Origin of the sequence: Corynebacterium sp. HMSC064E08 (assembly GCF_001811805.1) — a bacterium.
GTDB lineage: Bacteria > Actinomycetota > Actinomycetes > Mycobacteriales > Mycobacteriaceae > Corynebacterium > Corynebacterium jeikeium_D.
The window spans coordinates 1-20,406 of the sequence record NZ_KV806700.1 but is presented as its reverse complement, the minus strand read 5'-3'; the positions used below and the strand labels follow the sequence as shown (position 1 = coordinate 20,406).

The 20,406-nt window shown below is 59.2% G+C and carries 19 protein-coding genes; 13 read left to right on the top strand and 6 right to left on the bottom strand.

Annotated features, from left to right (window positions below):
- The first annotated feature begins 133 nt into the window (after nt 1-133).
- From HMPREF2820_RS05700 to HMPREF2820_RS05675, 6 genes are all read left to right on the top strand, one after another.
- Nucleotides 134-742: an ECF transporter S component gene (locus tag HMPREF2820_RS05700; RefSeq protein WP_049193647.1), complete on the top strand. Its 609-nt coding sequence runs from the start codon at nt 134-136 to the stop codon at nt 740-742.
- Nucleotides 743-750: 8 nt separating this feature from the next.
- Nucleotides 751-2,367, top strand: coding sequence for an ABC transporter ATP-binding protein (locus HMPREF2820_RS05695; protein ID WP_070603270.1), 1,617 nt, complete (start codon nt 751-753; stop codon nt 2,365-2,367).
- Nucleotides 2,364-3,182: an energy-coupling factor transporter transmembrane component T family protein gene (locus tag HMPREF2820_RS05690; RefSeq protein WP_070603268.1), complete on the top strand. Its 819-nt coding sequence runs from the start codon at nt 2,364-2,366 to the stop codon at nt 3,180-3,182. The genes HMPREF2820_RS05695 and HMPREF2820_RS05690 overlap by 4 nt, the downstream gene beginning before the upstream one ends.
- A 19-nt stretch (nt 3,183-3,201) precedes the next feature.
- Nucleotides 3,202-3,717: a nucleoside/nucleotide kinase family protein gene (locus tag HMPREF2820_RS05685; protein ID WP_070603266.1), complete on the top strand. Its 516-nt coding sequence runs from the start codon at nt 3,202-3,204 to the stop codon at nt 3,715-3,717.
- Complete coding sequence (locus HMPREF2820_RS05680; RefSeq protein ID WP_070603264.1) at nt 3,717-4,562, top strand: YdcF family protein; 846 nt, start codon at nt 3,717-3,719, stop codon at nt 4,560-4,562. Before HMPREF2820_RS05685 ends, HMPREF2820_RS05680 begins: the two co-directional genes overlap by 1 nt.
- A gap of 107 nt (nt 4,563-4,669) precedes the next feature.
- Nucleotides 4,670-5,854, top strand: a complete 1,185-nt coding sequence (locus HMPREF2820_RS05675; protein ID WP_016422383.1) for an acyl-CoA dehydrogenase family protein — start codon at nt 4,670-4,672, stop codon at nt 5,852-5,854.
- A 405-nt stretch (nt 5,855-6,259) separates the two neighbouring features.
- Here the strand turns inward: HMPREF2820_RS05675 and HMPREF2820_RS05670 are convergent, their stop codons facing one another.
- The 5 genes from HMPREF2820_RS05670 to HMPREF2820_RS05650 all read right to left on the bottom strand — a co-directional run bounded on the left by HMPREF2820_RS05670 (nt 6,260) and on the right by HMPREF2820_RS05650 (nt 10,254).
- The gene (locus tag HMPREF2820_RS05670; RefSeq protein WP_070603261.1) at nt 6,260-7,492 is read right to left on the bottom strand and encodes an amidohydrolase; all 1,233 of its coding nucleotides are present in this window, start codon (nt 7,490-7,492) and stop codon (nt 6,260-6,262) included.
- 82 nt (nt 7,493-7,574) lie between these two features.
- Nucleotides 7,575-8,072 (bottom strand): hypothetical protein, encoded by a 498-nt coding sequence (locus HMPREF2820_RS05665; protein WP_070603259.1) that lies wholly within the window; start codon nt 8,070-8,072, stop codon nt 7,575-7,577.
- Nucleotides 8,073-8,179: 107 nt separating this feature from the next.
- Nucleotides 8,180-8,791: a suppressor of fused domain protein gene (locus HMPREF2820_RS05660; RefSeq protein WP_070603257.1), complete on the bottom strand. Its 612-nt coding sequence runs from the start codon at nt 8,789-8,791 to the stop codon at nt 8,180-8,182.
- 29 nt (nt 8,792-8,820) lie between these two features.
- Entirely contained in the window at nt 8,821-9,465 is a 645-nt protein-coding gene (locus HMPREF2820_RS05655; protein ID WP_070603254.1) for a DUF402 domain-containing protein, read from the bottom strand.
- A 96-nt stretch (nt 9,466-9,561) separates the two neighbouring features.
- Complete coding sequence (locus HMPREF2820_RS05650; RefSeq protein WP_070603252.1) at nt 9,562-10,254, bottom strand: Rv1157c family protein; 693 nt, start codon at nt 10,252-10,254, stop codon at nt 9,562-9,564.
- A 636-nt stretch (nt 10,255-10,890) separates the two neighbouring features.
- On the opposite strand from HMPREF2820_RS05650, the gene typA reads away from it, so the two are divergent.
- The 7 genes from typA to HMPREF2820_RS05615 all read left to right on the top strand — a co-directional run bounded on the left by typA (nt 10,891) and on the right by HMPREF2820_RS05615 (nt 19,288).
- Nucleotides 10,891-12,804, top strand: coding sequence for a translational GTPase TypA (gene typA / locus HMPREF2820_RS05645; RefSeq protein ID WP_070429521.1), 1,914 nt, complete (start codon nt 10,891-10,893; stop codon nt 12,802-12,804).
- 82 nt (nt 12,805-12,886) lie between these two features.
- A complete protein-coding gene (locus HMPREF2820_RS05640; protein WP_070603250.1) occupies nt 12,887-15,043 on the top strand; it encodes an ABC transporter family substrate-binding protein in 2,157 nt (718 codons plus the stop codon).
- Between the two features lie 8 nt (nt 15,044-15,051).
- On the top strand, nt 15,052-16,005 hold the full coding sequence (gene mshB / locus HMPREF2820_RS05635; protein WP_070603247.1) for an N-acetyl-1-D-myo-inositol-2-amino-2-deoxy-alpha-D-glucopyranoside deacetylase: 954 nt from the start codon (nt 15,052-15,054) through the stop codon (nt 16,003-16,005).
- A complete protein-coding gene (locus HMPREF2820_RS05630) occupies nt 15,998-16,519 on the top strand; it encodes a hypothetical protein (RefSeq protein ID WP_016422392.1) in 522 nt (173 codons plus the stop codon). The genes mshB and HMPREF2820_RS05630 overlap by 8 nt, the downstream gene beginning before the upstream one ends.
- A gap of 233 nt (nt 16,520-16,752) precedes the next feature.
- Nucleotides 16,753-17,076, top strand: a complete 324-nt coding sequence (gene fdxA / locus HMPREF2820_RS05625; protein WP_005509435.1) for a ferredoxin — start codon at nt 16,753-16,755, stop codon at nt 17,074-17,076.
- A 53-nt stretch (nt 17,077-17,129) separates the two neighbouring features.
- Nucleotides 17,130-18,257: a succinyldiaminopimelate transaminase gene (gene dapC / locus HMPREF2820_RS05620; protein WP_070603246.1), complete on the top strand. Its 1,128-nt coding sequence runs from the start codon at nt 17,130-17,132 to the stop codon at nt 18,255-18,257.
- A gap of 89 nt (nt 18,258-18,346) precedes the next feature.
- The gene (locus tag HMPREF2820_RS05615; RefSeq protein WP_070603243.1) at nt 18,347-19,288 is read left to right on the top strand and encodes a pseudouridine synthase; all 942 of its coding nucleotides are present in this window, start codon (nt 18,347-18,349) and stop codon (nt 19,286-19,288) included.
- Here the strand turns inward: HMPREF2820_RS05615 and dapD are convergent.
- Nucleotides 19,285-20,256 (bottom strand): 2,3,4,5-tetrahydropyridine-2,6-dicarboxylate N-succinyltransferase, encoded by a 972-nt coding sequence (gene dapD / locus HMPREF2820_RS05610; protein WP_070437950.1) that lies wholly within the window; start codon nt 20,254-20,256, stop codon nt 19,285-19,287. The genes HMPREF2820_RS05615 and dapD overlap by 4 nt on opposite strands.
- Between the last annotated feature and the right edge of the window lie 150 nt (nt 20,257-20,406).

Sequence of the window (20,406 nt, the reverse complement as noted above, 5' to 3'; positions counted from 1 at the left end):
CTGCTGGGCGCGGTAGGGTAGGCAAAAGTTAGTGCTTAGGGCGTGTCGACACAGGCTTCATACGCCGCTAATGAATACATCAATAATGTTTGAGCAATGCCGCTCGAGTTAAAGAAAAATAGGAGCAAGTGGGATGACGCAATCGGCGAGTGCAGCGCGCACTAACTTCTCGTGGCGAAATATTGACATCATCATTGCAGCTGTTATCGGCGTGGCCGTTGGCCTGATTTTTGTTATCTGGAACATCATCGGCGGTGCGGGCTATGAAGCAGTCAACGCGCTTACTCCTGGTCTTGGCGGTTTGGTCGCTGGTATGTGGTTCCTCGGCGGTCCGCTCGGCGCGTACATCATTCGCAAGCCGGGTGCCGCTATCTTCGTCGAGGTAATCGCAGCGACGGTTTCAGCACTGATCGGTAACCAGTGGGGTATCTCCACCCTGTACTCAGGTTTGGCGCAGGGGCTCGGCGCGGAGCTGGTGTTCCTCATTTTGGCGTATAAGAGCTACAACCTGGTCACCGTGGTTATCTCGGGTCTCATGGCAGGTGTCGGCGCGTGGACTTTTGAGCTTTTCACCGGCAACCTGGCCAAGACTTTCGAATTCAACGTCATCTACCTGATCTCCACGGCGCTGTCGGGTGCCGTCCTCGCCGGTCTGCTGGCTTACTTCCTGGCTAAGGCACTGGCGGCAACTGGAGCGCTGGATCGTTTTGCCATCGGGCGAGAGCGGCACGACGACGTCTAGGAAAATCGATGACAGATGAGGCGTTGACGCGGGGGCCGTCGTCAAGCGGAAATGTCCCTGCGGTGAGCGCGCGGGGGTTCGGATATCGGCACGCGGGGCGCAAAGCTGCGGTACTGAACGACATCACGCTGGACATCGAGCGCGGTGAAAAGGTGCTGTTGCTCGGCGCGTCGGGGATGGGGAAGTCGACGCTGCTCGCCGCTATTGCTGGCGTGCTTGGCGACGACTCCGATGGCGAAGCCACCGGAAAGCTCCTGATTGAAGGTCGTACTCCTGCTTCCGCACGGGGCGCGGTGGGCTTGGTGCTGCAAGACCCTGACTCGCAGACGATTAGTGCTCGCGTTGGCGACGATGTTGCCTTTGGTGCGGAAAACCTGGGCGTTGCCCCAGCTGAGATTGGCAACCGAGTGCGCGCCAGCCTGGATTTGGTGGGGCTGGATTTGCCGCTGGATCATCCCACGCACAGACTTTCGGGTGGGCAGAAGCAGCGCCTCGCATTGGCAGGTGTGCTGGCAATGGGCGCACGGGTCATTTGTTTGGACGAGCCGACGGCCAACATCGACCCGGCCGGTGTGCCGGTACTACGCGATGCTGCGATTACTGCGGCGGAGAGGACCGGTGCGGCACTGATTGTGGTCGAGCATCGAGTGGATGCGTGGGTCGATGTGGTCGACCGCATCATCGTGCTGGGCCGCGGAGGTGTGATTGCCGATGGTGCACCGCATCGGGTCTTGGAAGACTACGGGCAGGCTCTGACGGATGCTGGGGTGTGGATTCCGGGTGCTCCGCCCGCGCTGCCGGGCGCGCGTTCCGTTGCCTGCGACCAGGACGGGCACCCTAGCGGTGACATCGCGATTGAAACCCGCGAGTTGGCCATCGGCTATGGCGCGAAGAAGTCCTGGTTCAGCGGTGGCGAAACTGTTGAACCGATTGCTCGCGGTGTATCAATTTCAATCCCATCTCAAGCTTCCACCTGCATTGTTGGTCACAATGGCAGCGGCAAGTCCACGTTAGCGCTGACGCTCGGCGGTCTGCTTGAGCCGATGGCGGGCACGGTCCAAGTGGCAGGCAGCGGTAGCGCGCCGTGGAAATGGCCATCGAAGAGGTTGGCTACTCGGATTGGCACGGTATTCCAGGACCCCGAGCATCAATTCGTCACCGGCACAGTGCTGGAAGAGTTGCAGCTTGGCCCCAAGCTTGTCGGTGTCAACACTGATCAGCGCATCGAGGAATTACTTGAGCGGCTGCGACTAACCGCCCTGACCAAGGCGAATCCATTCTCGCTTTCCGGCGGTGAGAAGCGACGTCTGTCGGTGGCGACCATGCTGGCGACAGCGCCGGATATTGTGCTTCTCGACGAACCGACCTTCGGCCAAGACCGCCGGACATTCACCGAGCTGCTCACTTTGCTTCGCCAACTTGCAGACGACGGTCGAACTGTTATTTCGATTACCCACGATCCGTTGGTGGTCCAAGCAATGGGGGACTACGTCGTCGACATGGATGCGTTTCATCCGGAGCGGTCAGGCCGTGCGGCGCCGGGACAGCGTGGTTCGGGGGAGCAGGCCGGTCCGAGCAGCAATAGCGGTTCGCGCGGCCAGGGCGAAGGAGGAGGGAAATCGTGACTGAAGTCGGTTCCGCCGGTACGGCTGAAGGTACGCAGAGCGCCGAGCAGAGCAAGCAGCCTTTCCTCGCGACGGTCAACCCGGTGGCGAGAGTTCTGGGCCTATTCTTGCTCACCACACCGCTGCTGATTTCCATCGACTGGGTCTCCGCAGTGGTGGCACTTGTCTGCACGCTTTTCTTGGTGCCACTGTCGGGTTTGGGTTTTCGTCGTTTTCTAGGACGCAGCCTGCCGCTTCTCATCGCCGCGCCCATCTCGGGCATCTCGATGGCGCTCTACGGCAACCCGGAGGGCAAAGAGTATTTCTCCTTTCTGCTTGCGCATGTGACGGATAATTCCATTTCCCTGGCCCTCGCGATCATGTTGCGTGTGCTGGCTATCGGTACTCCAGTTATCGTGCTGACAGCTAATATCGATCCCACCGATCTAGGCAATGGGCTGGCGCAGGTTCTCAAGCTGCCCAGCCGGTTTGTGCTGGCAACGGTGGCGAGTCTGCGGCTCGTCGGTCTGTTCATCAGTGATTGGCAGGCGCTGACCCGAGCCCGTCGCGCACGCGGTTTGGGTGACCACGGCGCAATCCGCCGCACTATTTCCCAGGTGTTCGCTCTGCTGGTGTTTGCGCTGCGCCGCGGCACCAAGCTGGCCACCGCCATGGAAGCCCGCGGTTTTGGCGCGCCGATTAAGCGTACGTGGTGGCACACCTCGACATTGGCCGCGCGTGACTATGTCACCATGGCTGCCTGCCTCGCCATCGCCGTCGCAGCAATCGGTATTTCCGTGTGGGCCGGGGAGTTCCGCTTCCTGGGCGTGGCGTAGTAAAGGCGTTTCGATCACGATGATTCTGCTTATCGACGGCCGTTCCGGCAGTGGCAAAACCACCTTTTCGGCAAAGTTGCACAGTATCCTCGGCTGGCCAGTTATCCACTTGGAGGATGTCTATCCGGGCTGGTCCGGCCTGCACAAAGCATCGGCCGCAGTCGCGGAGACCATTTTGAACCCCGCGCTACCGGCCGATGAGCGTGGTTATCGCCGTTGGGACTGGTACGCCGGCGAATTCGCTGAGTGGGTGCCGACGCCACCGGACTGCTCTCTCATCGTCGAAGGCTGCGGCGCTGTCACTGAAGCTAATCTTGCCGCTGCCCGTGCCATCGGCGACGGCAACGCGTGGGGAGTCTGGGTAGAGCTGGACACGCAGACTCGCTTTGCCCGCGCCATGGCTCGCGACGACCACTTCGAGGAACACTGGGACATGTGGGCCGAGCAGGAATCTCAGCACATGGCCAAGCACAATCCGCAACAGCTCGTCGACTGGACTATCAACGTCCCAGAACAGTTAACGTGGAAGTTCTGATGAGAAAAACGCTCGCGTGCCTCGGTGCAGGCTTCGGTTCCATGCTCCTCGTCGGCGGACTACGTGTCGCCGCTAGTTCGGAGCTACGCCCACCACGCCTGCCCAATCGCAGACCTCCACGGTGGGTTCTTCCCGCAGTCGGTGCCGCGTGGACGCTGGCCAGCTACCGCGCCTATTACGCCCGCGCATCGCATCGCTTGACGACGCCCCTGCTCGCCGGCCTCGCAGTACCAGGAGCCGCAGCGATAGTTTTCGAGGCCGTTCGCCTTCGATGTGCTGCCAAAAAGCCAACTGTACCGCCACACACCGTGATTGTGCTGGGATGCGCATTGAAGAACAATCGGCCCTCGGCCCTGCTGGCCAAAAGATTGCAGCGGGCAGTAGCAGCGTGTGATGAGCGCACCGAGCGAATCATCTGCTCCGGTGGGCGCGGCAGTGAAGCGGTGACAGATGCCATCAGTTCCGAAGCGGATGCCATGGCGGAGTGGTTGGAGGCGAACGCTGGGGACGTCGTAAAGCGCGGCGACATCGAGTTGATCCCCGAGGACCAATCGACGAATACGTCGGAAAACATTGACTATGCGTGCGAGTTGATGCGCGGCATGGACGGTGCGTTGAGCGCTGGAACGGTAGTTGTGACCAGTGATTTTCATGCGCCACGGGTAGCGAAGCTCATGCGCGAACGGGGGCTGGAATCCTGGTGTGTCGTCGGGGCCTATACGCCGTTGAGGTACTGGGCGACATCGCTGCTGCGGGAATTCCTCGCGCAGTTTATTCTGTGGGCGCCGAGCGGCAACGCGAGAATTTTACGAATTTCGCGGGTAGAGCGAAGCGTTAGCCACTAGTATCGAACGAAGATAAATACGTCGTGCGGTGATAGTGCTACGTAGAAATGCGTAGAGCGCGATATCGAACACGACATCGGAATCATTAAATCGGGAGGAACACCCACATGGCTTTGACCCCAGGATTCGACCTGTTCCAGCTGCCAGAGGAGCACCAGGAGCTCCGCGCCGTTATCCGTGATCTGGCGGAGAAGCAGATTGCTCCGTACGCAGCGGACGTCGATGAGAATGAGCGTTTCCCGGAGGAGGCCCTGAAGGCTCTCAACGAGGCTGGCTTCAACGCCGTCCACGTGCCGGAGCAGTTCGGTGGCCAGGGTGCGGACTCGGTTGCGGCCTGCATTGTCATTGAGGAAGTTGCTCGTGTCTGTGGCTCGGCTTCTCTCATCCCGGCTGTGAACAAGCTGGGCACCATGGGCTTGATCCTCAAGGGCTCCGACGAGCTGAAGAGCAAGGTCCTGCCGGACATCGCCAACGGTGAAATGGCTTCCTACGCACTGACTGAGCGTGAGGCCGGTTCGGATGCCGGTTCCATGAAGACCCGCGCGGTCCGTGAGGGCGATGAGTGGGTCCTCAACGGCTCCAAGTGCTTCATCACTAACGGTGGCCGCTCCACCTGGTACACCGTCATGGCTGTCACCGACCCGGAGAAGGGTGCCAACGGCATCTCTGCATTCATGGTCCACAAGGACGACGAGGGTTTCCGCGTCGGTGGCCTGGAGCACAAGCTGGGTATCAAGGGTTCCCCGACCGCGGAGCTGTACTTCGAAAACTGCCGCATCCCGGCTGACCGCATCATCGGCGAAGAGGGCACCGGTTTCAAGACTGCCCTGGAGACCCTGGACCACACCCGCCCGACTATTGGTGCACAGGCACTGGGCATCGCGCAGGGTGCTTACGACTACGCCGTTGGTTACGTGCAGGAGCGTCAGCAGTTCGGCAAGCCGATCGCTGCTTTCCAGAACACCCAGTTCATGCTGGCTGACATGCGTATGAAGATTGACGCTGCTCGCCTCATGGTCTACACCGCAGCCGCTAACGCTGAGCGCGGCACTGCTGAGGGCGGCGCTCGCCTGGGTCTGATGGCCGCAAACGCCAAGACCTTCGCCTCTGACGTTGCTATGCAGGTCACCACTGATGCCGTGCAGCTGCTCGGTGGTTACGGCTTCACCCGTGACTTCCCGGTTGAGCGCATGATGCGTGACGCCAAGATCACCCAGATCTACGAGGGCACTAACCAGATTTGTCGCATGGTCGCAGGTCGACAGATCCTCGCAGACGCACAGAAGCGCTAATCAGCAGCGCAAACGCTAAGCCCTCGCTACCAAGGCGGGGGCTTTTTCATGCCGCCGCGTCACTCAGAATTCGTCTCTTAACCCCAACGCGCGCTAGTGACTGCGTTTATGGTCGGCGGCGGTGGGGCGATGCGAGTTACTGACTGCGTTTATGACAGAAATGGCCCGAAAAACGGCTTCAAAGTGTCATAAACTCATACAGTTTCACATTTGCAGCCCGTAAGTTTTTGGGTTAAGTAGCAAGAAGCATGTCCGGTCGGCGTGCGCCGGGGCCTACTTGTTCGCTTAACCCCCGGTTTTTTCGGCCGTCCCGCACGAGTCCCGCACGAGCCCCGCACGAGTCCGGCACTACACCATCCACCAGCTCGCCAGCAGCCGCACGCATCAGCCTCGCTAATTACACCCTCATTTCGCCAACCAAGCGCAGGCCGCTACAACGATTGCCTCTGCTCCCCGGTCAAGAGTGGGTTGGAGATCAGGGGCAAAAGCCGGGTTGTGGTTGCCAACAGCGCTGCTCTCATCCGCGAAACCGCCGAGCCCCCAGTACGTATATGGCACGCCAAGCGCATCGGGGATGATTGAGAAATCTTCAGAGGCGGGCACGGCGTCCAAGTCGGAGACTTCTTCACCGAAGTACGCGTCGAATGCCTCACGCACAGTATTCGTGGCATCCCCGTCATTATTCGTGAGGGGATAGCGGTCGTAGTAAGTGAACTCCGGGTCTTGAGGGCTGCGGGCAGCAACACATTCTGCTCGTACAATGCGCTCGATTGCCTCTTTGAGGTGTTCGGTCACGGCGCTGTTGTAGGCACGAGTGTTGATGAGCAGCTCTGCGGAGTCAGGGATGACGTTGGACTTAGTTCCCGCCTGAATCGCACCAACGGTCACCACTGCGGTCTCGGTGGCCGCTACCTCACGCGAGACAATGGTCTGAAGACGCATCACAATGGTGGATGCCAAGACAACGGGATCGACACTGAGCTCCGGCATGGATCCATGGGAGCCATTACCGTGCACAGTGACCTTGACCGAGAATGCAGAGGAGAGAACAGGCCCGCGGCGAGTTCCCACATAACCGCCGGGCAAGCTAGCTAGTACGTGTTGACCGAGATAAACATCGGGACGCGGAATAGCCCTCTCCAGATCTGCCGCCAGCATTGCGCGTGCACCTTCGGCGGTTTCTTCAGCGGGTTGGAAAATACCGATGAATGTGCCAGACCACTGATCAAGGTTTTCGTTGAAAGCCTGCAGCGCTGTGAGCAAAGACATCAGGTGGAAGTCGTGCCCACAAGCGTGGGCGACGGGGACCTCTGTGCCGGTCTTTTCATCAATCTGCGTTGCTGTGGAGGCGTAGTCTTTGCCGGAAGTCTCCTTCACCGGTAGCGCATCAATGTCTGCGCGCATAGCTACAATCGGCCCGGCACCGTTCTCAATAATGGCAACGATGCCGGTGTCTCCGATGCGATGTGTGGAAATACCTGAAGCTTCGAGCTCCTGAATAATCCGGTCTGCAGTGCTGTGCTCCTGCATGGAAAGCTCAGGGTGCTGGTGGAAATACTTGTATAGTTCCTCGCGCTGGGACTGGGTGGACGCGAGACCATTCAAAATGTTTCTGGCGCTCTCAGTATCAGTGGGCATACCTAAAATGTACGCCGACCTAAAGCGGACGGTGGAGGCCCTGGAAGGCATCCCCGCCCCGTCCCAAACCTCTAAGAGCTGCCTACGTCGTCACAAAGAACTTCTGGTTTCGCTCGCCGCGGTAGGACTGGGCGGTTGCAGTTGCGGCGATGATAGAGGCAACAATCAGCAGGCCAGCTGTAATCAAACCGAGCACCGACGAGGCTCCGGAGCGTACCTGGGAAATCGTTCCGACCAGCGTCATTGATGCATTAATGACAAAAACTGCCGCCGCCACGGACAGCACCGTGCGCGCTGCAGTCGATCCTTCAAGGAGTTTGCCAGCAAGCCACCAGCACGCAATCGCCGTTGCCGTCTGCGCGAGAATCGCAAACGCGAAGCTCACGGCCAAGCTGGTCTGAGCAGCAGAAACCTCGATGTTGTTGGCCTTTGCCGCTTCCGTAACAGTCGCATCCCATTTCAATAGGGAACTGACCACGGTCAGGATTAGTGCTGGGACGTAAACATATACCGCCAGCCGCCACCACCGAAAGGACTGCGCCGCATGGAAAGGAACGTCTTTAGCCGAATTGACTACCATAATTCCATACTCTAAACCACGCTGTCGCGGCGCGAAACGTCACTGCTAGGTTGCACTTATCGCTTGCCGACGAGCAGATAACCGGCAACCATCACAAAAGCTAACTTTTATACAGCGCTGGTGCGGTGCGGGTCGGTGAAGTCGACACCTTGGGTTTCCCACACGCGACGCAGTTCGTCAACGCCCTTAGCCCGAGCAAGGGCAAATTCGTTGGTCGTGGCCGGGACCGGCTGGAAGATTGTGACTTCGGTTTCCTCCACCGCGACCGGCGGGATTTCTGCCTTGAGCAGCACAAAACCGGTGAAGCGCGACTGATCCCACAGTGGCTGGCCGAAGTCAATAAGTGCCCCCTCGGTCAGGACGAGGCCTTCGATGCTTGGGGAAGCGGCAAGAATACCCAGCGGGCGGATGACTTCGTCCAGTCCACCACGAATAGGCAAGATGAGTTCGGCACGCGGGCCAGAGTTGGTGTCCACCACCATTGCGGACGGATCTTGCATCGCCTCGGCACTGCAACCCAGTGTTGCATAGGTGACAATCCGGTCTGTGTCAGGTCCGAAGCGCAGCATCTTCAGTGGCGCAGAGCCAAGGAAGGTCAGCTGGGCTTCGCCGGGGTTGGACTCTTCAAAGTAGGAGGTAAATGCTGCTCGGACGGCTTTGATGATCGCATTGCTATCAGGGCCGGCGGGAGGAATGGGGCCGGTTAAGTTATCGAACACGGGCGGTACTCCTTGTTGAGGTGGTCATTTTAAGCTGCGGGCGAAAGCTCAACAGCATCAGCCCACGTCGCATCGAGGTTCAAAGTCTGCATCCACGCATCAATGTTGTCACCGTGTGCAGCGATTGCGGCGCGTGCAGTCAGCGTGGTCTCGATAGCGAATTCGGTGAGTTCATCGCTAATCAGCCCTTGAGTGTGGGCCGCGACGAGCTCGTCGACATCTTCAACTCGAATCTGCGTGGCCGCATCGACAGGTAGGGGAGCTATGGCCTCAGGATCGGTCGGTGCCTGCAGGATGTCGAGGTACAAATCGGTCATACGCCAGCACTGCGGATCAGTTCGGTCGATGCTGACAATATCGACGTAGCGTTGGTGTTCCACCTTCACGCCCGGACGGAAGTGATAAATGCTGATGCGCAACCCTTCGTCGGCAAGCAGGAATGACTCAAGATATCCAAACTTTGAATGATCCATCCCACGGCGCATATAGAGGCGGCTGGGTGTGAGAGGTCGGAACTCGTCGACATTGCGCCGAAAGCCCTTGGGGTCGGTGTTGACCATTTCACGTAGGTCAAAGGTCTCGACTTTCGGAGGATGTGTGTCCTGACTCGAGCGAATTGGGGAGAGCGCAGGAGCTGCCGCGGTCGAAGCCGAAGTAGCCGGTGAAGTGGACATGCGAATACCTTAACGTGTGGGGGCTGCTTTTTTGGGCATAGAAAAGCCCTTTCTGCATACGCGATGCAAAAAGGGCTAGGGGAGAACTAGAAAAACTTAGTTCAGGCCGACCGGGAAGACACCGGCGGTCGGGGTGTAGTTGCAGTTGGTCGCGCCAGACTCTTCCTGAGTGGTGATACCGCCCTGCATGACAGCGATGACCACGCCCTTGCCCGTGTCAGCGGTGCCGTTGACAGCGCCCGGGCCCTCCTCGGCGTTGATGCCGTTGTTCTCCAGGGTGGTCTTGCCGTACTTGCCGTTAGCAACGTTGACCCAGTAGACATTCATCTCAGTGTCCTGCTGCTTAGCCAGCTGCTTGGTGCCCAGGCCAGTGAAAATGAAGCCAAGCTGGTTTTCTGGAACACCTGGCAGAGGCAGGTCTGCCGGGCCCGGAACGGTAGTGGCCAGGCCGAAGGAACGACCTTCGCCGCCGATGCACTTGTCGGCAACAGTAGGCAGCAGGAACTGGTTGGTCTTCGGGGCACCTTCCGGAACCTTGAAGCCCGGCTCGCCCTCGCCCTCACCAGTCAGGAAGTCAATTCCCTTGTTCAGTGCGCTGGAAATTTCCTCAGGAACGCCTGGGGAGTTAATGATGTCGCGCGCGTTGCCGTAGAGATTCGGCGAAGCGATGTTCAGGGAGTCCAGCGACGGGGAAGCAGAAGCGGCGGGAGTCATGCCCGCAGTGAGAATTGCAGCTGCACCCAAGGTCGCTGCGGCACGGCGCAGGAAGGAGCGTCCAGTCGAAACCACGGTGAAGAACCTCTCATTCGTGGGCTATTGGAGTCGGAATCAAAATTTCGGAATCGTTGCTCATCTTAGAACGACTCCAACGTGAAATGGAAAGATTTGAAAAAGAAATGTTCAGAATCTTCTCAGGAGATTAACGCACGGATTCCCGCGTGTCGCAAGTTAATTAGAGTGATTTTTGATGTAGAACGAGATGATTGTGAAAATTGAGGCGAAATGCGTATGTATGGGGTTAATGGTGTTTCGCAGTGTGTAAGCGGGTGAAGTCAAGTCTCATCCCGTGGGGTTACAACTATGGCATTTGGTCACATCTATCACATGGTGGGCTGAGAGATTGCCGTCGTGAAGCGTTGTGGCGCTGGCGGATATGCCGTTATGGCTGTCGGTAAAGCGGGGGTGCAGTAAGGGGGTAATTTATCCCTAAGGGTGGCGCGGCAGTGCCACTTTGCATGACGGATAGGTGCTCGGGGTTGCGAGAATCTCTGCCAGATGTGCAGGGGCATTAAGAAGGAGTACACTGTAGAACGCTTTATTACGCGTTGATGCGGGGCGTTAAAGGCAGTCGTAAAGACAGTCCTTTAGGGCAAGGCCGTATCTTTTTTCTTTTAGTCCTCTTAGCTTGTTAGGAGCTATCCGCCTGTGAGCGATACCGAGTTCCGTAATGTCGCCATTGTCGCACACGTCGACCATGGCAAGACCACTCTCGTGAACGCCATGCTGGAGCAGTCCGGCGTTTTCAGCGACCACGAAGAAGTTGCAGACCGAGTGATGGACTCTGGTGACCTTGAAAAGGAAAAGGGCATCACCATCTTGGCGAAGAACACCGCTATTCGCCGAAAAGGTGAGGGCAAGAACGGCGAAGATCTCATCATCAACGTCATTGACACCCCTGGTCACGCCGATTTTGGTGGCGAGGTGGAGCGCGCACTGTCCATGGTTGACGGTGTCGTGCTGCTGATTGACTCCTCTGAAGGTCCGCTGCCACAGACCCGCTTCGTCCTGGGCAAGGCGCTTGCTGCCTGCATGCCGGTGATCATTGTCGTCAACAAGACTGACCGCCCAGATGCACGTATCGACGAGGTTGTCGAGGAAGCACAGGATCTGCTGCTCGAGCTAGCCTCCACCCTGGAAGACCCGGAAGCTGCTGAGGTCGCTGAGCGTAACCTTGAGCTGCCGGTACTCTATGCCTCTGGTCGTGCCGGTAAGGCTTCGACCGAGAACCCGGGTAACGGCAACCTGCCGGAGTCCGAGAACCTGCAGCCGCTGTTCGACGTCATCACCGAGGTGCTCCCGGAGCCGTCCGCTGAGATTGATGCCCCGCTGCAGGCGCAGGTTACCAACCTGGACTCCAGCTCCTTCCTCGGTCGAATTGGTCTGATTCGTATTCACAAGGGCCGTATCCGCAAGGGACAGCAGATCTCGTGGATTCACTACGACTCCGAGGGCAATGAGCATGTCAAGAACGCGAAGGTCGCGGAGCTGCTGCGTACCGTCGGCGTGACCCGCGTTCCTGCTGAAGAGGCCATTGCAGGTGACATCGCCGCTATCTCCGGTATCGACGAGGTCATGATCGGTGACTCTCTCTGTGATGTCGAGCACCCGGACCCGTTGCCGCGCATCCTGGTCGATGAGCCGGCTATTTCCATGACGATCGGCGTGAACACCTCGCCACTGGCAGGCCAGGGTGGCGGCGATAAGCTGACCGCTCGTATGGTCAAGGCCCGCCTGGACCAGGAGCTGATTGGTAACGTCTCGCTGCGCGTGCTGCCGACCGAGCGCCCGGATGCCTGGGAGGTGCAGGGTCGTGGTGAAATGGCGCTGTCCGTTCTGGTTGAAACTATGCGTCGTGAGGGCTTTGAGCTGACCGTCGGTAAGCCGCAGGTTGTTACTAAGACCGTCGACGGCAAGGTTCAGGAGCCGTACGAGCACCTGACCATCGATGTTCCAGAAGAGCACCTGGGTGCTGTCACTCAGCTGATGGCGGCTCGTAAGGGGCGCATGGAGCAGATGGGTAACCAGGGCACCGGTTGGGTGCGCATGGAGTTCCTCATTCCGTCCCGCGGTCTGATTGGCTTCCGCACTACTTTCATGACGGAGACCAAGGGCACCGGTATCGCCAATCACTACTCGGCCGGCTACGGCGAGTGGGCAGGCGAGATTAAGGACCGTCCGACGGGATCTCTGGTGGCTGACCGTACCGGCCAGATCACCGCTTACGCGCTGATTCAGCTTTCTGACCGCGGTACCTTCTTCGTCGAGCCGGGTGACCAGGCTTACGAGGGCATGGTCGTTGGTCAGAATCCGCGTGATGAGGACATGGACATCAACATCACCAAGGAAAAGAAGCTGACCAATATGCGCGCAGCCTCGGCTGATGCGACCGTGACTCTGGAGAAGGCGCACAAGCTTTCCCTCGATGAGGCTATGGAGTTCTGTGGCGCTGACGAGTGTGTTGAGGTCACCCCGGAGGGCATTCGCGTACGCAAGCAGATCCTCAGCGCCACCGATCGCGCTCGCGCTCGTTCCCGCGCGAAGGCCATGAATAAGAAGTAATTCGGGTTGCTAGGGGACTGAGCCACCTGAAAACCAGTCTCGGGGTAACTGACTCGGCCAGGTGTCGAGTAATCTCGTGAATATGTTTATTCGCAGCCGTCGTCACGCAGCTTCTCGTCGATTTTTCGTAGCATCGACACTCTGCGTGACGGCGGCTTTGGCGTCTTCGTGCATGGCTCGCCCGTCGGACGCTCCGACTGTGCCCGGGCAGCAGGAAGCGCCGGTGCAACAGGAAGACACCGCTGACCAAGCCAAAAAGATGCGTGAAGTCACGGTCGGTGTCGACGAGTTTGTCGAAGGTTTCAATCCGCATTTGCTTGCCGACGTCTCCCCGGTGACCAGCCTGGTAGCGCGACTGACACTGCCTAGTGTTTTTACCCCTGCGCCGGTTGAGGGCGAGGCTGGTGACGCCAGTGCCTCCGCGCAAGCTCCCGGAGTGGTGGATAACGCTGCCAATGCTCGCTCGGCAGGAGCTCCCCAATGGCTGCTCAACTCCGACTTGCTGGATTCCGTGCAGGTCATCGAGAGTGATGACAGCAAAGACGGTGACGCCAGAAACGGAGCTGGAAACGGAAAAGCGGCCGATGTTGACATCACGGATCCGACGGTAGCGGCAGAGCATGTCCGCTACCGCATTCGAAAAGGGGCGCAGTGGAGCGATGGCACGCCAATCAGTGGCGAGGACTTCCGCTACCTATTTTCCCAAGTCACGTCCACGCCAGGATCGCTGGATACGGCGACTTATGAGCTGATTAAATCCATTGATGTCTCCGACGGAGGTCGTCAGATTGATGTGACGTTCACTCAGCCGATTACGCATTGGCAGCGCCTGTTTGCACATCTCTTGCCAGCGCATTTGATGCGGTCGAACACTGATGGTTTTTCCGAAGGGCTGGCTAGCCGTTTCCCGGCCTCCGGTGGGCAGTACACCGTCGAGTCGATGGATGTCGGCCGCAACATCATTCGACTGGTTCGAAATGACCGCTACTGGGGTGAGCAGCCAGCAGCCTCGGAGGTTATTACGCTGCGTGCCATGCGTAGTGCCATCGATGGTGCGGAGCAACTGCGTTCGAAGCAGATCCAGGCCGTGCAGGTCCGTCCGACGGAGACCTCTGAGCTGACGTACGGTCTGGTCCCCGGTGTTGCTGAGTTCTTCCATGAGCCCAACCGGGAACTGGTTTTCAGTACCAACCTCGCGTCGAGCAGGCTTGCCGACGAGTCCGTCCGCCGGGCCATTCTGCGCACCATCAACGTTGCACAGGTCTCAGAGGTGGCCACCGGACGCCGAATCGCGGGTGGTTCTGGTGACGGTGGTGAACAGGAGAAATCCGAGGCACCTCAGGCCGGATTTACCGAGGACAATCCGCTACGAATCGGCATCATTAGCGACGGTATAGCGGCACGCGCTGCGGCTTTTGCGGTCGCTGACCAGTTGACTGCAGCTGGTATCCCCGCCACCGTTGTTTCGTATTCTCCGGCGGACATGCTGCGGTCTTCGTTGCCCTACGGAACCGTCGATGCCGTGGTGGCATGGGCAGAGCAGCCCAATTCCGTCCAGGCGGCCCGGGAACGCTATGCGTGTACGGAAGGCTCGATCAGTTCGCTACCGCCGAAGGACTTGGATGAAGCAGGCGCAGAGTCGGCTGCTGAGTCTGAGTCTGAGTCAGAATCCGAGTCTGAGTCTGAGGGCGTTGACAGTTCGACAAAGCCTGCGCCAAGCGGAGATTGGGAAAAGAGTGCTGAAGAACAGAGCTCGCTGGACGGGACAACATCGTCTGAGCAGTCCGCATCTTCTACCTCAGCGGAACCGGCTGATCTCAGCGAAGTACCTGTTGCTCCGAAATCGTCTGCTCGGAGCGAGAATCTTTCCGGCCTTTGTGACCCGCAGGTTGATGAGCTGCTCGCTCCCGACAGTTCTGCGTTGCCCGCTGAACTTGCCGATATCATTGCTGGTCACAGTATCGAGCTGACCTTGGTGAAAGACGGCTTGCTGACGGTGGTCAGCCCGGAAATTACAATTACCGGGCGGAAGGACTCTTCGCAGTGGACCGATGACCCAGTGTTGGGCCGCCTCGGTGTTCTGGGTGAGATTCGCCGAGTCGCGACGCAAAGCGGGACTCGAGAATCGTCGGAGAATTCTCAACCGGGAGATAATCCGCGCGAAGATACTGAGCAGGACGGTTCGGGTCAGAACCAAGAAGTCCGCGATAACGCCGACCAGGAGAACAAGGGGAAGTAAGAAAGCCCGTGAAGTTACTTTTTGTTCACGCACATCCAGATGACGAGTCCATTTGGACAGGTGGTTTGATTGCGGCTGCCGCGCGCTCCGGAGCGTCGGTAAGCGTAGTGACCTGCACGATGGGCGAGCTGGGAGAGGTCATCGGCGCGCCGTACCAGGGGCTAGTTGCTGATGAAGCTGACCAGTTGGGCGGTTTCCGCGTCGCCGAGTTGCGCTCGGCGCTGCGTGCGCTGGGGGCCAATGGCCCAGACAATGCGCCACGTTTCCTCGGTGGTGCCGGGCGTTGGCGTGATTCCGGTATGGCAGGGGACAAGGGCAATGAGCATCCCCGTGCGTTCGTGAACTCGGGTGATGAGGCGGTCGCCCAGCTACGCACCATCCTCGATGAGCTGCAGCCAGATCTGGTCATTACCTACGATGCCGATGGTGGCTATGGGCACCCGGACCACATTCGCGCACACGATATCACTGTCGCGGCGTGCGGAAATCGCTTTCCGACGCTGTGGGCGGTCACCGATCGTGAGGCAATGGCGGCGGGACTGGATGCCATTACCGTGGTGCCGGAAATCTGGCAGGCATGCGATGTCGACGACTTCGCTACCGTGACCGGCCATTTCGAGGTTCAGCTGGATGATGCCGCTGTGGCGGCCAAGGTTGAGGCCATGCGCGCGCATGCGACACAAGTGTGGTTCGCCGATGGTTCCGTCAGCGAGGTCAATCCTGATGCTGTCTATGGGCAGACCGACGGCTCTGGTCGTGCGCGAGCCGTCTGGGCGTTTTCCAATTTGCTGTGTCAGCCGGTGACACCGATTGAGGCATACCGTTTTGGTACGGCGACCGCTGCGTCCCTGGAAGAGCTGGGGGAGCTGGTGAATATCCAATTACTGCCAGAGCCGGTAGCGAGCGTCGATTCTGTACCGAGTGTGGATCTGGAAGCGGAGGGGAGTGCGGACGATGAGTAACCCTCAGCCTCACGAAAGCGAAGACTTGATTAACGCTGCTGGCGGAAAGTTGAAGAACGAGCGCTTGAGTATTGAAAAGCGCACATTCGGGGATGAGCGCTATTGGGGTGACCCGGAACGTTCGCAGCCACGCGAGAACTTCCATCAGGGGGAGGTCACAGTAGCGCTAGTCTGGCTGTCGCTGGCTGCGTTGGCAGCGTTGGTGATTGAAGTCGTTTTCCTCGGAGCGTGGATTACCATCGGCTCGGTTGCTATTCCGTTGCCGTGGACCATTCCGCTGGCCTATATTGCCAATCTGATCATTACCAACACAGCGTTGCTGTGGACTCGTGATCGCTCCAAAGCTGCAATTCCGACTGTCATCTGGGTGCTGGGTTTTGCAGGCATTCTGCTGTGGGCAGTGCTGCCCTTCGGTGGTGATTTGGCAATGGGGCAGTGGTTGCGAACAGTGCTGCTGCTTGTTTGCGGTGTGCTGGGCGGTGCCTGGCCACTGCGCCATCTGCGGGCACTCTAGCGGAAAACTGCAGCGGATACTGCAGGAGACGGTGAGGAATTGATGCAGGGCAGGCCCGCATCAATGTGACCCTTTCTGGAGCCAGTTGATAACAACACCCACGTTGGGTGTAGACTCCAATCTGAATATACCGCTCTGTCTATTTTGCTCTGTTTCTCGTCGGAACGGCATAATCGACAGATAGCGAAAGCCTCATCCCATATCTTGTGAGAAAGGTTCTTAAACCTAAAACCATGACTTACATCATTGCCCAGCCATGTGTTGACGTCCTCGACCGTGCCTGTGTTGAAGAGTGCCCGGTTGACTGTATTTACGAGGGCAAGCGCATGCTCTACATTCATCCTGATGAGTGCGTGGACTGCGGCGCTTGTGAACCGGTCTGCCCCGTCGAGGCCATCTTCTACGAGGACGATGTTCCGGATGAGTGGGTTGAATTCATCGATGCCAATGTCGACTGGTTCGATGAGCTGGGTTCCCCGGGCGGTGCCGCCAAGCTCGGCCCCCAGGACTTCGATGTGCCATTCGTGGCAGCTCTGCCGCCGCAGGCAGAAGACTAAAACCACAGAGGACTAAAGCTATTTCTTTCCCGGGAAGGACTTCATCACCGCCCATGTCAGCTGCCCGCAAGCGCGTAACTCCCGGTTCTCTTTTGCCTCAGTTTCCGTGGGATTCTCTCACGCAGGCGAAAGCCACTGCGGCTGCGCATGAAGAGGGCATGGTGAATCTCTCGGTCGGCACACCAGTCGATGAAGTCGCTCCGATAATCCGGAAGGGCCTTACCGAAGGTGCTGCCGCACCGGGTTACCCACAGACCGTCGGCACGCCTGAGCTACGTGCTGCGATTGTTGCAGCGATGGCGCGGCGCTACGGCGTGACGGGACTGGAGTCAGCGGTTAATGGCGGCAATGTGCTTCCGGTCATCGGCACCAAGGAAGCGATTGGCTGGCTTCCCTTCCTCCTCGGCGTAGGCGCGGGGCACACCGTCGTCATCCCCGAGCTGGCATATCCCACCTACGAGGTCGGCGTTCGCATCGCAGGCGCTGAGCTGCTGCGTGCGGACTCGCTGACGCAAATCGGCCCCGCCTCGCCGACGCTGATGTTCATCAATTCCCCGGGCAACCCCAACGGCAAGGTCCTCGGTGTTGAACACCTGCGCAAGGTGGTTGAGTGGGCGCGTGCTCGGGACGTCATTGTTGCCTCTGACGAGTGCTACCTGGGGCTCGGCTGGACTGAACAGCCAGTCAGTATTCTCGACCCGCGAGTGTGCGACGGTGATTTCACCAACCTGCTGGCTATCCACTCGCTGTCCAAGACGTCGAACATGGCGTCGTACCGCACCGGCTGGTTCGCCGGCGATGCGGACCTTATTGCCGAGCTGGTTTCCGTGCGCCGTCACATGGGGCTGATGATGCCGGGGCCCATCCAGCACGCCACGATCGCCGCGCTTAACGACGACTCCCACGAGGCTGAACAAAAGCAGCGCTACTGTGACCGCCGTGAGATTCTGCGCGATGCACTGGTAGCCGCAGGTTTTCGTATCGACGACTCCGAGGGCGGGCTCTATCTGTGGGCTACGCGCGGGGAAGACTGCTGGCAGACGGTTGATTGGCTGGCCGAACGTGGCATCCTGGTCGCACCGGGTAGCTTCTACGGCCCCAAGGGTGCGCAGCACGTGCGGGTGGGGCTCACAGCAACGCTCAACGACATCGAAGCGGCCGCAGCGCGTATTCGCGGCTAGCCCGGCCAGATGTGCTGGCCCGAGTAGGCCGAATGCTGCAAACGGTGCCGACATCGGCATAGACCAAATCATGAAAAAGGGAGTGTGCCGTGGGACGTGCCGCAGGTAACCGAGATGCTTGGTGGGGCCTTGAGAAGAACCGTCAGACAGCGCAAGTCGATGCTGCCGCTCACGAGCGCGAGGAGTACATCCCCTTTGAGCCGGCAATTGTGGCCGACACCGATGAGTTTCTGGTCGTAGACAAGCCGCCTTTTCTGCCGGCGACTCCCAATGGCCGCATCGTGGCCAATACCGTGCAGGAGCGACTGCGACGTAGTCTCGGGGAACCGGAGATAGTGGCCGTCCACCGTCTGGATCTGCTGACCAGTGGGCTACTGTTGCTTTCCCGGAATCCGGCTACCCGTGCGCGTTACCAGCAGCTTTTCCAAAACCAGGAAATCACCAAAGAATACGAATGCCTCACCGTGATGCCCGATGATTGGCATGTGGGGGAAACCCGGGAGGTCACGCTTCTGCTCGATCCCAACCCTGCGGGACGCGGAGTAAAAGTTGTGGAGACCGACGATACTGCTCGCGCTGCCGCGAAGAATCCCAAGTTCAAGCTCGCACGCACAACCGTGACCTTCCTCGGCCCGGTAGCAGCGGACATCGGCGATGTGCTGGCGAACAGCCATGGCGGTGGTGTGACCAGCGCCAGCATTCCGCTGCACGCAGTCGGCTGTGGTTGTGGGCATTGCGGCAGCCGCATGCAGGTGGGGCGCTGGCGGCTACAGCCCCATACGGGCCGCACGCATCAGCTGCGGGCGACGTTGGACTGGCTAGGCTATCCAATTCTCGGTGAGGATACCTATGGCCGGGAAGCGGGGGCGCAGGGACCGTCGGCAAGCGCGAGTGGCGTGCCAAAGTACACGCCGCAGTTGCGATTGACGGCGACCGCGCTGGCCTTTGTCGACCCCGTCACTGGTGAGCGACGTGCCTACCGGAGCGCGCGGAATATCGCGGCCCCGGCAGACGTGCCGACCACCCCTTAGTTAGCGTGCAGCTCCGCGCTGAGCTTCACCTTTTCGGCAGCCCACGGCACAACCTCGACTGCACCAGAGAGCGAGTTGCGGCGGAAGAGCATATTCGATCCGCCCGAGAGCTCGCGGGCCTTGAGCGTCTTCTTCACGCCGTCCAGGGCAACGAGGCACTTGGTGCCGGCAGTGATGTAGAGCCCGGCTTCGAGTACGCAGTCATCGCCGAGCGAGATTCCGAGTCCAGCGTTCGCACCGAGTAGGCATCGCTTACCGACGGACACAACTTCCTTCCCCCCACCGGATAGTGTGCCCATGATGGACGCACCACCGCCGATATCGGAGCCGTCGTCGACGACGACCCCCTGAGAGATACGGCCTTCCACCATGGAGTGTCCAAGCGTGCCTGCGTTGAAGTTGACGAAGCCCTCGTGCATGACTGTGGTGCCCTCTGCGAGATGGGCGCCTAGGCGCACGCGGTCAGCGTCACCGATGCGGACTCCGGTGGGAGTGACGTAGTCGACCATGCGGGGGAATTTATCGATGGAGTAGACGGTGACAGGCCCGCGGCGTGACAGCTTGGCTCGGGTTACCTCGAAGCCTTCGACAGCACAGGGGCCAAAATTCGTCCACACCACATTGTTGAGCTTGCCGAAGATGCCGTCCAGGTTGATGCTGTTGGGGGTGGCCAGGCGGTGGGACAGCAGATGGAGGCGCAGGTAGGCATCAATGGTGTCGACTGGTGCGTCATCGAGTGAAGCGATGGTAGCTGTGACCAGACGGCGGGTGGTGCCGCGGTCCGCATCGGCTACGGCCAGATCTGCGAGGTAGGTGAAATCTTCGGGCAGTGCGTCGGCGTCGATGGTTCCGGTCGTGGTGGAGGTTGCTGTGCCCTCCTCGATGAGCTTGGGGGCGGGGAACCAGACGTCGAGAACAGTATCGTTGTTAAAAGTGGCAATGCCGGTAGCTTGTGCTCCAAATTTCATGGAAAACAGGCTACCGGCATATCCCTATCTATGAAAAGTGTTCCGCAAATGTGTAGCAAGGAAGTGTTCGGATAGGGGTAGCAGGGTGGTTAGACCCTGCAATTAATTGTCATGGGCTAGGGCGTGTCTCTTATATGCGTAACCAGACCA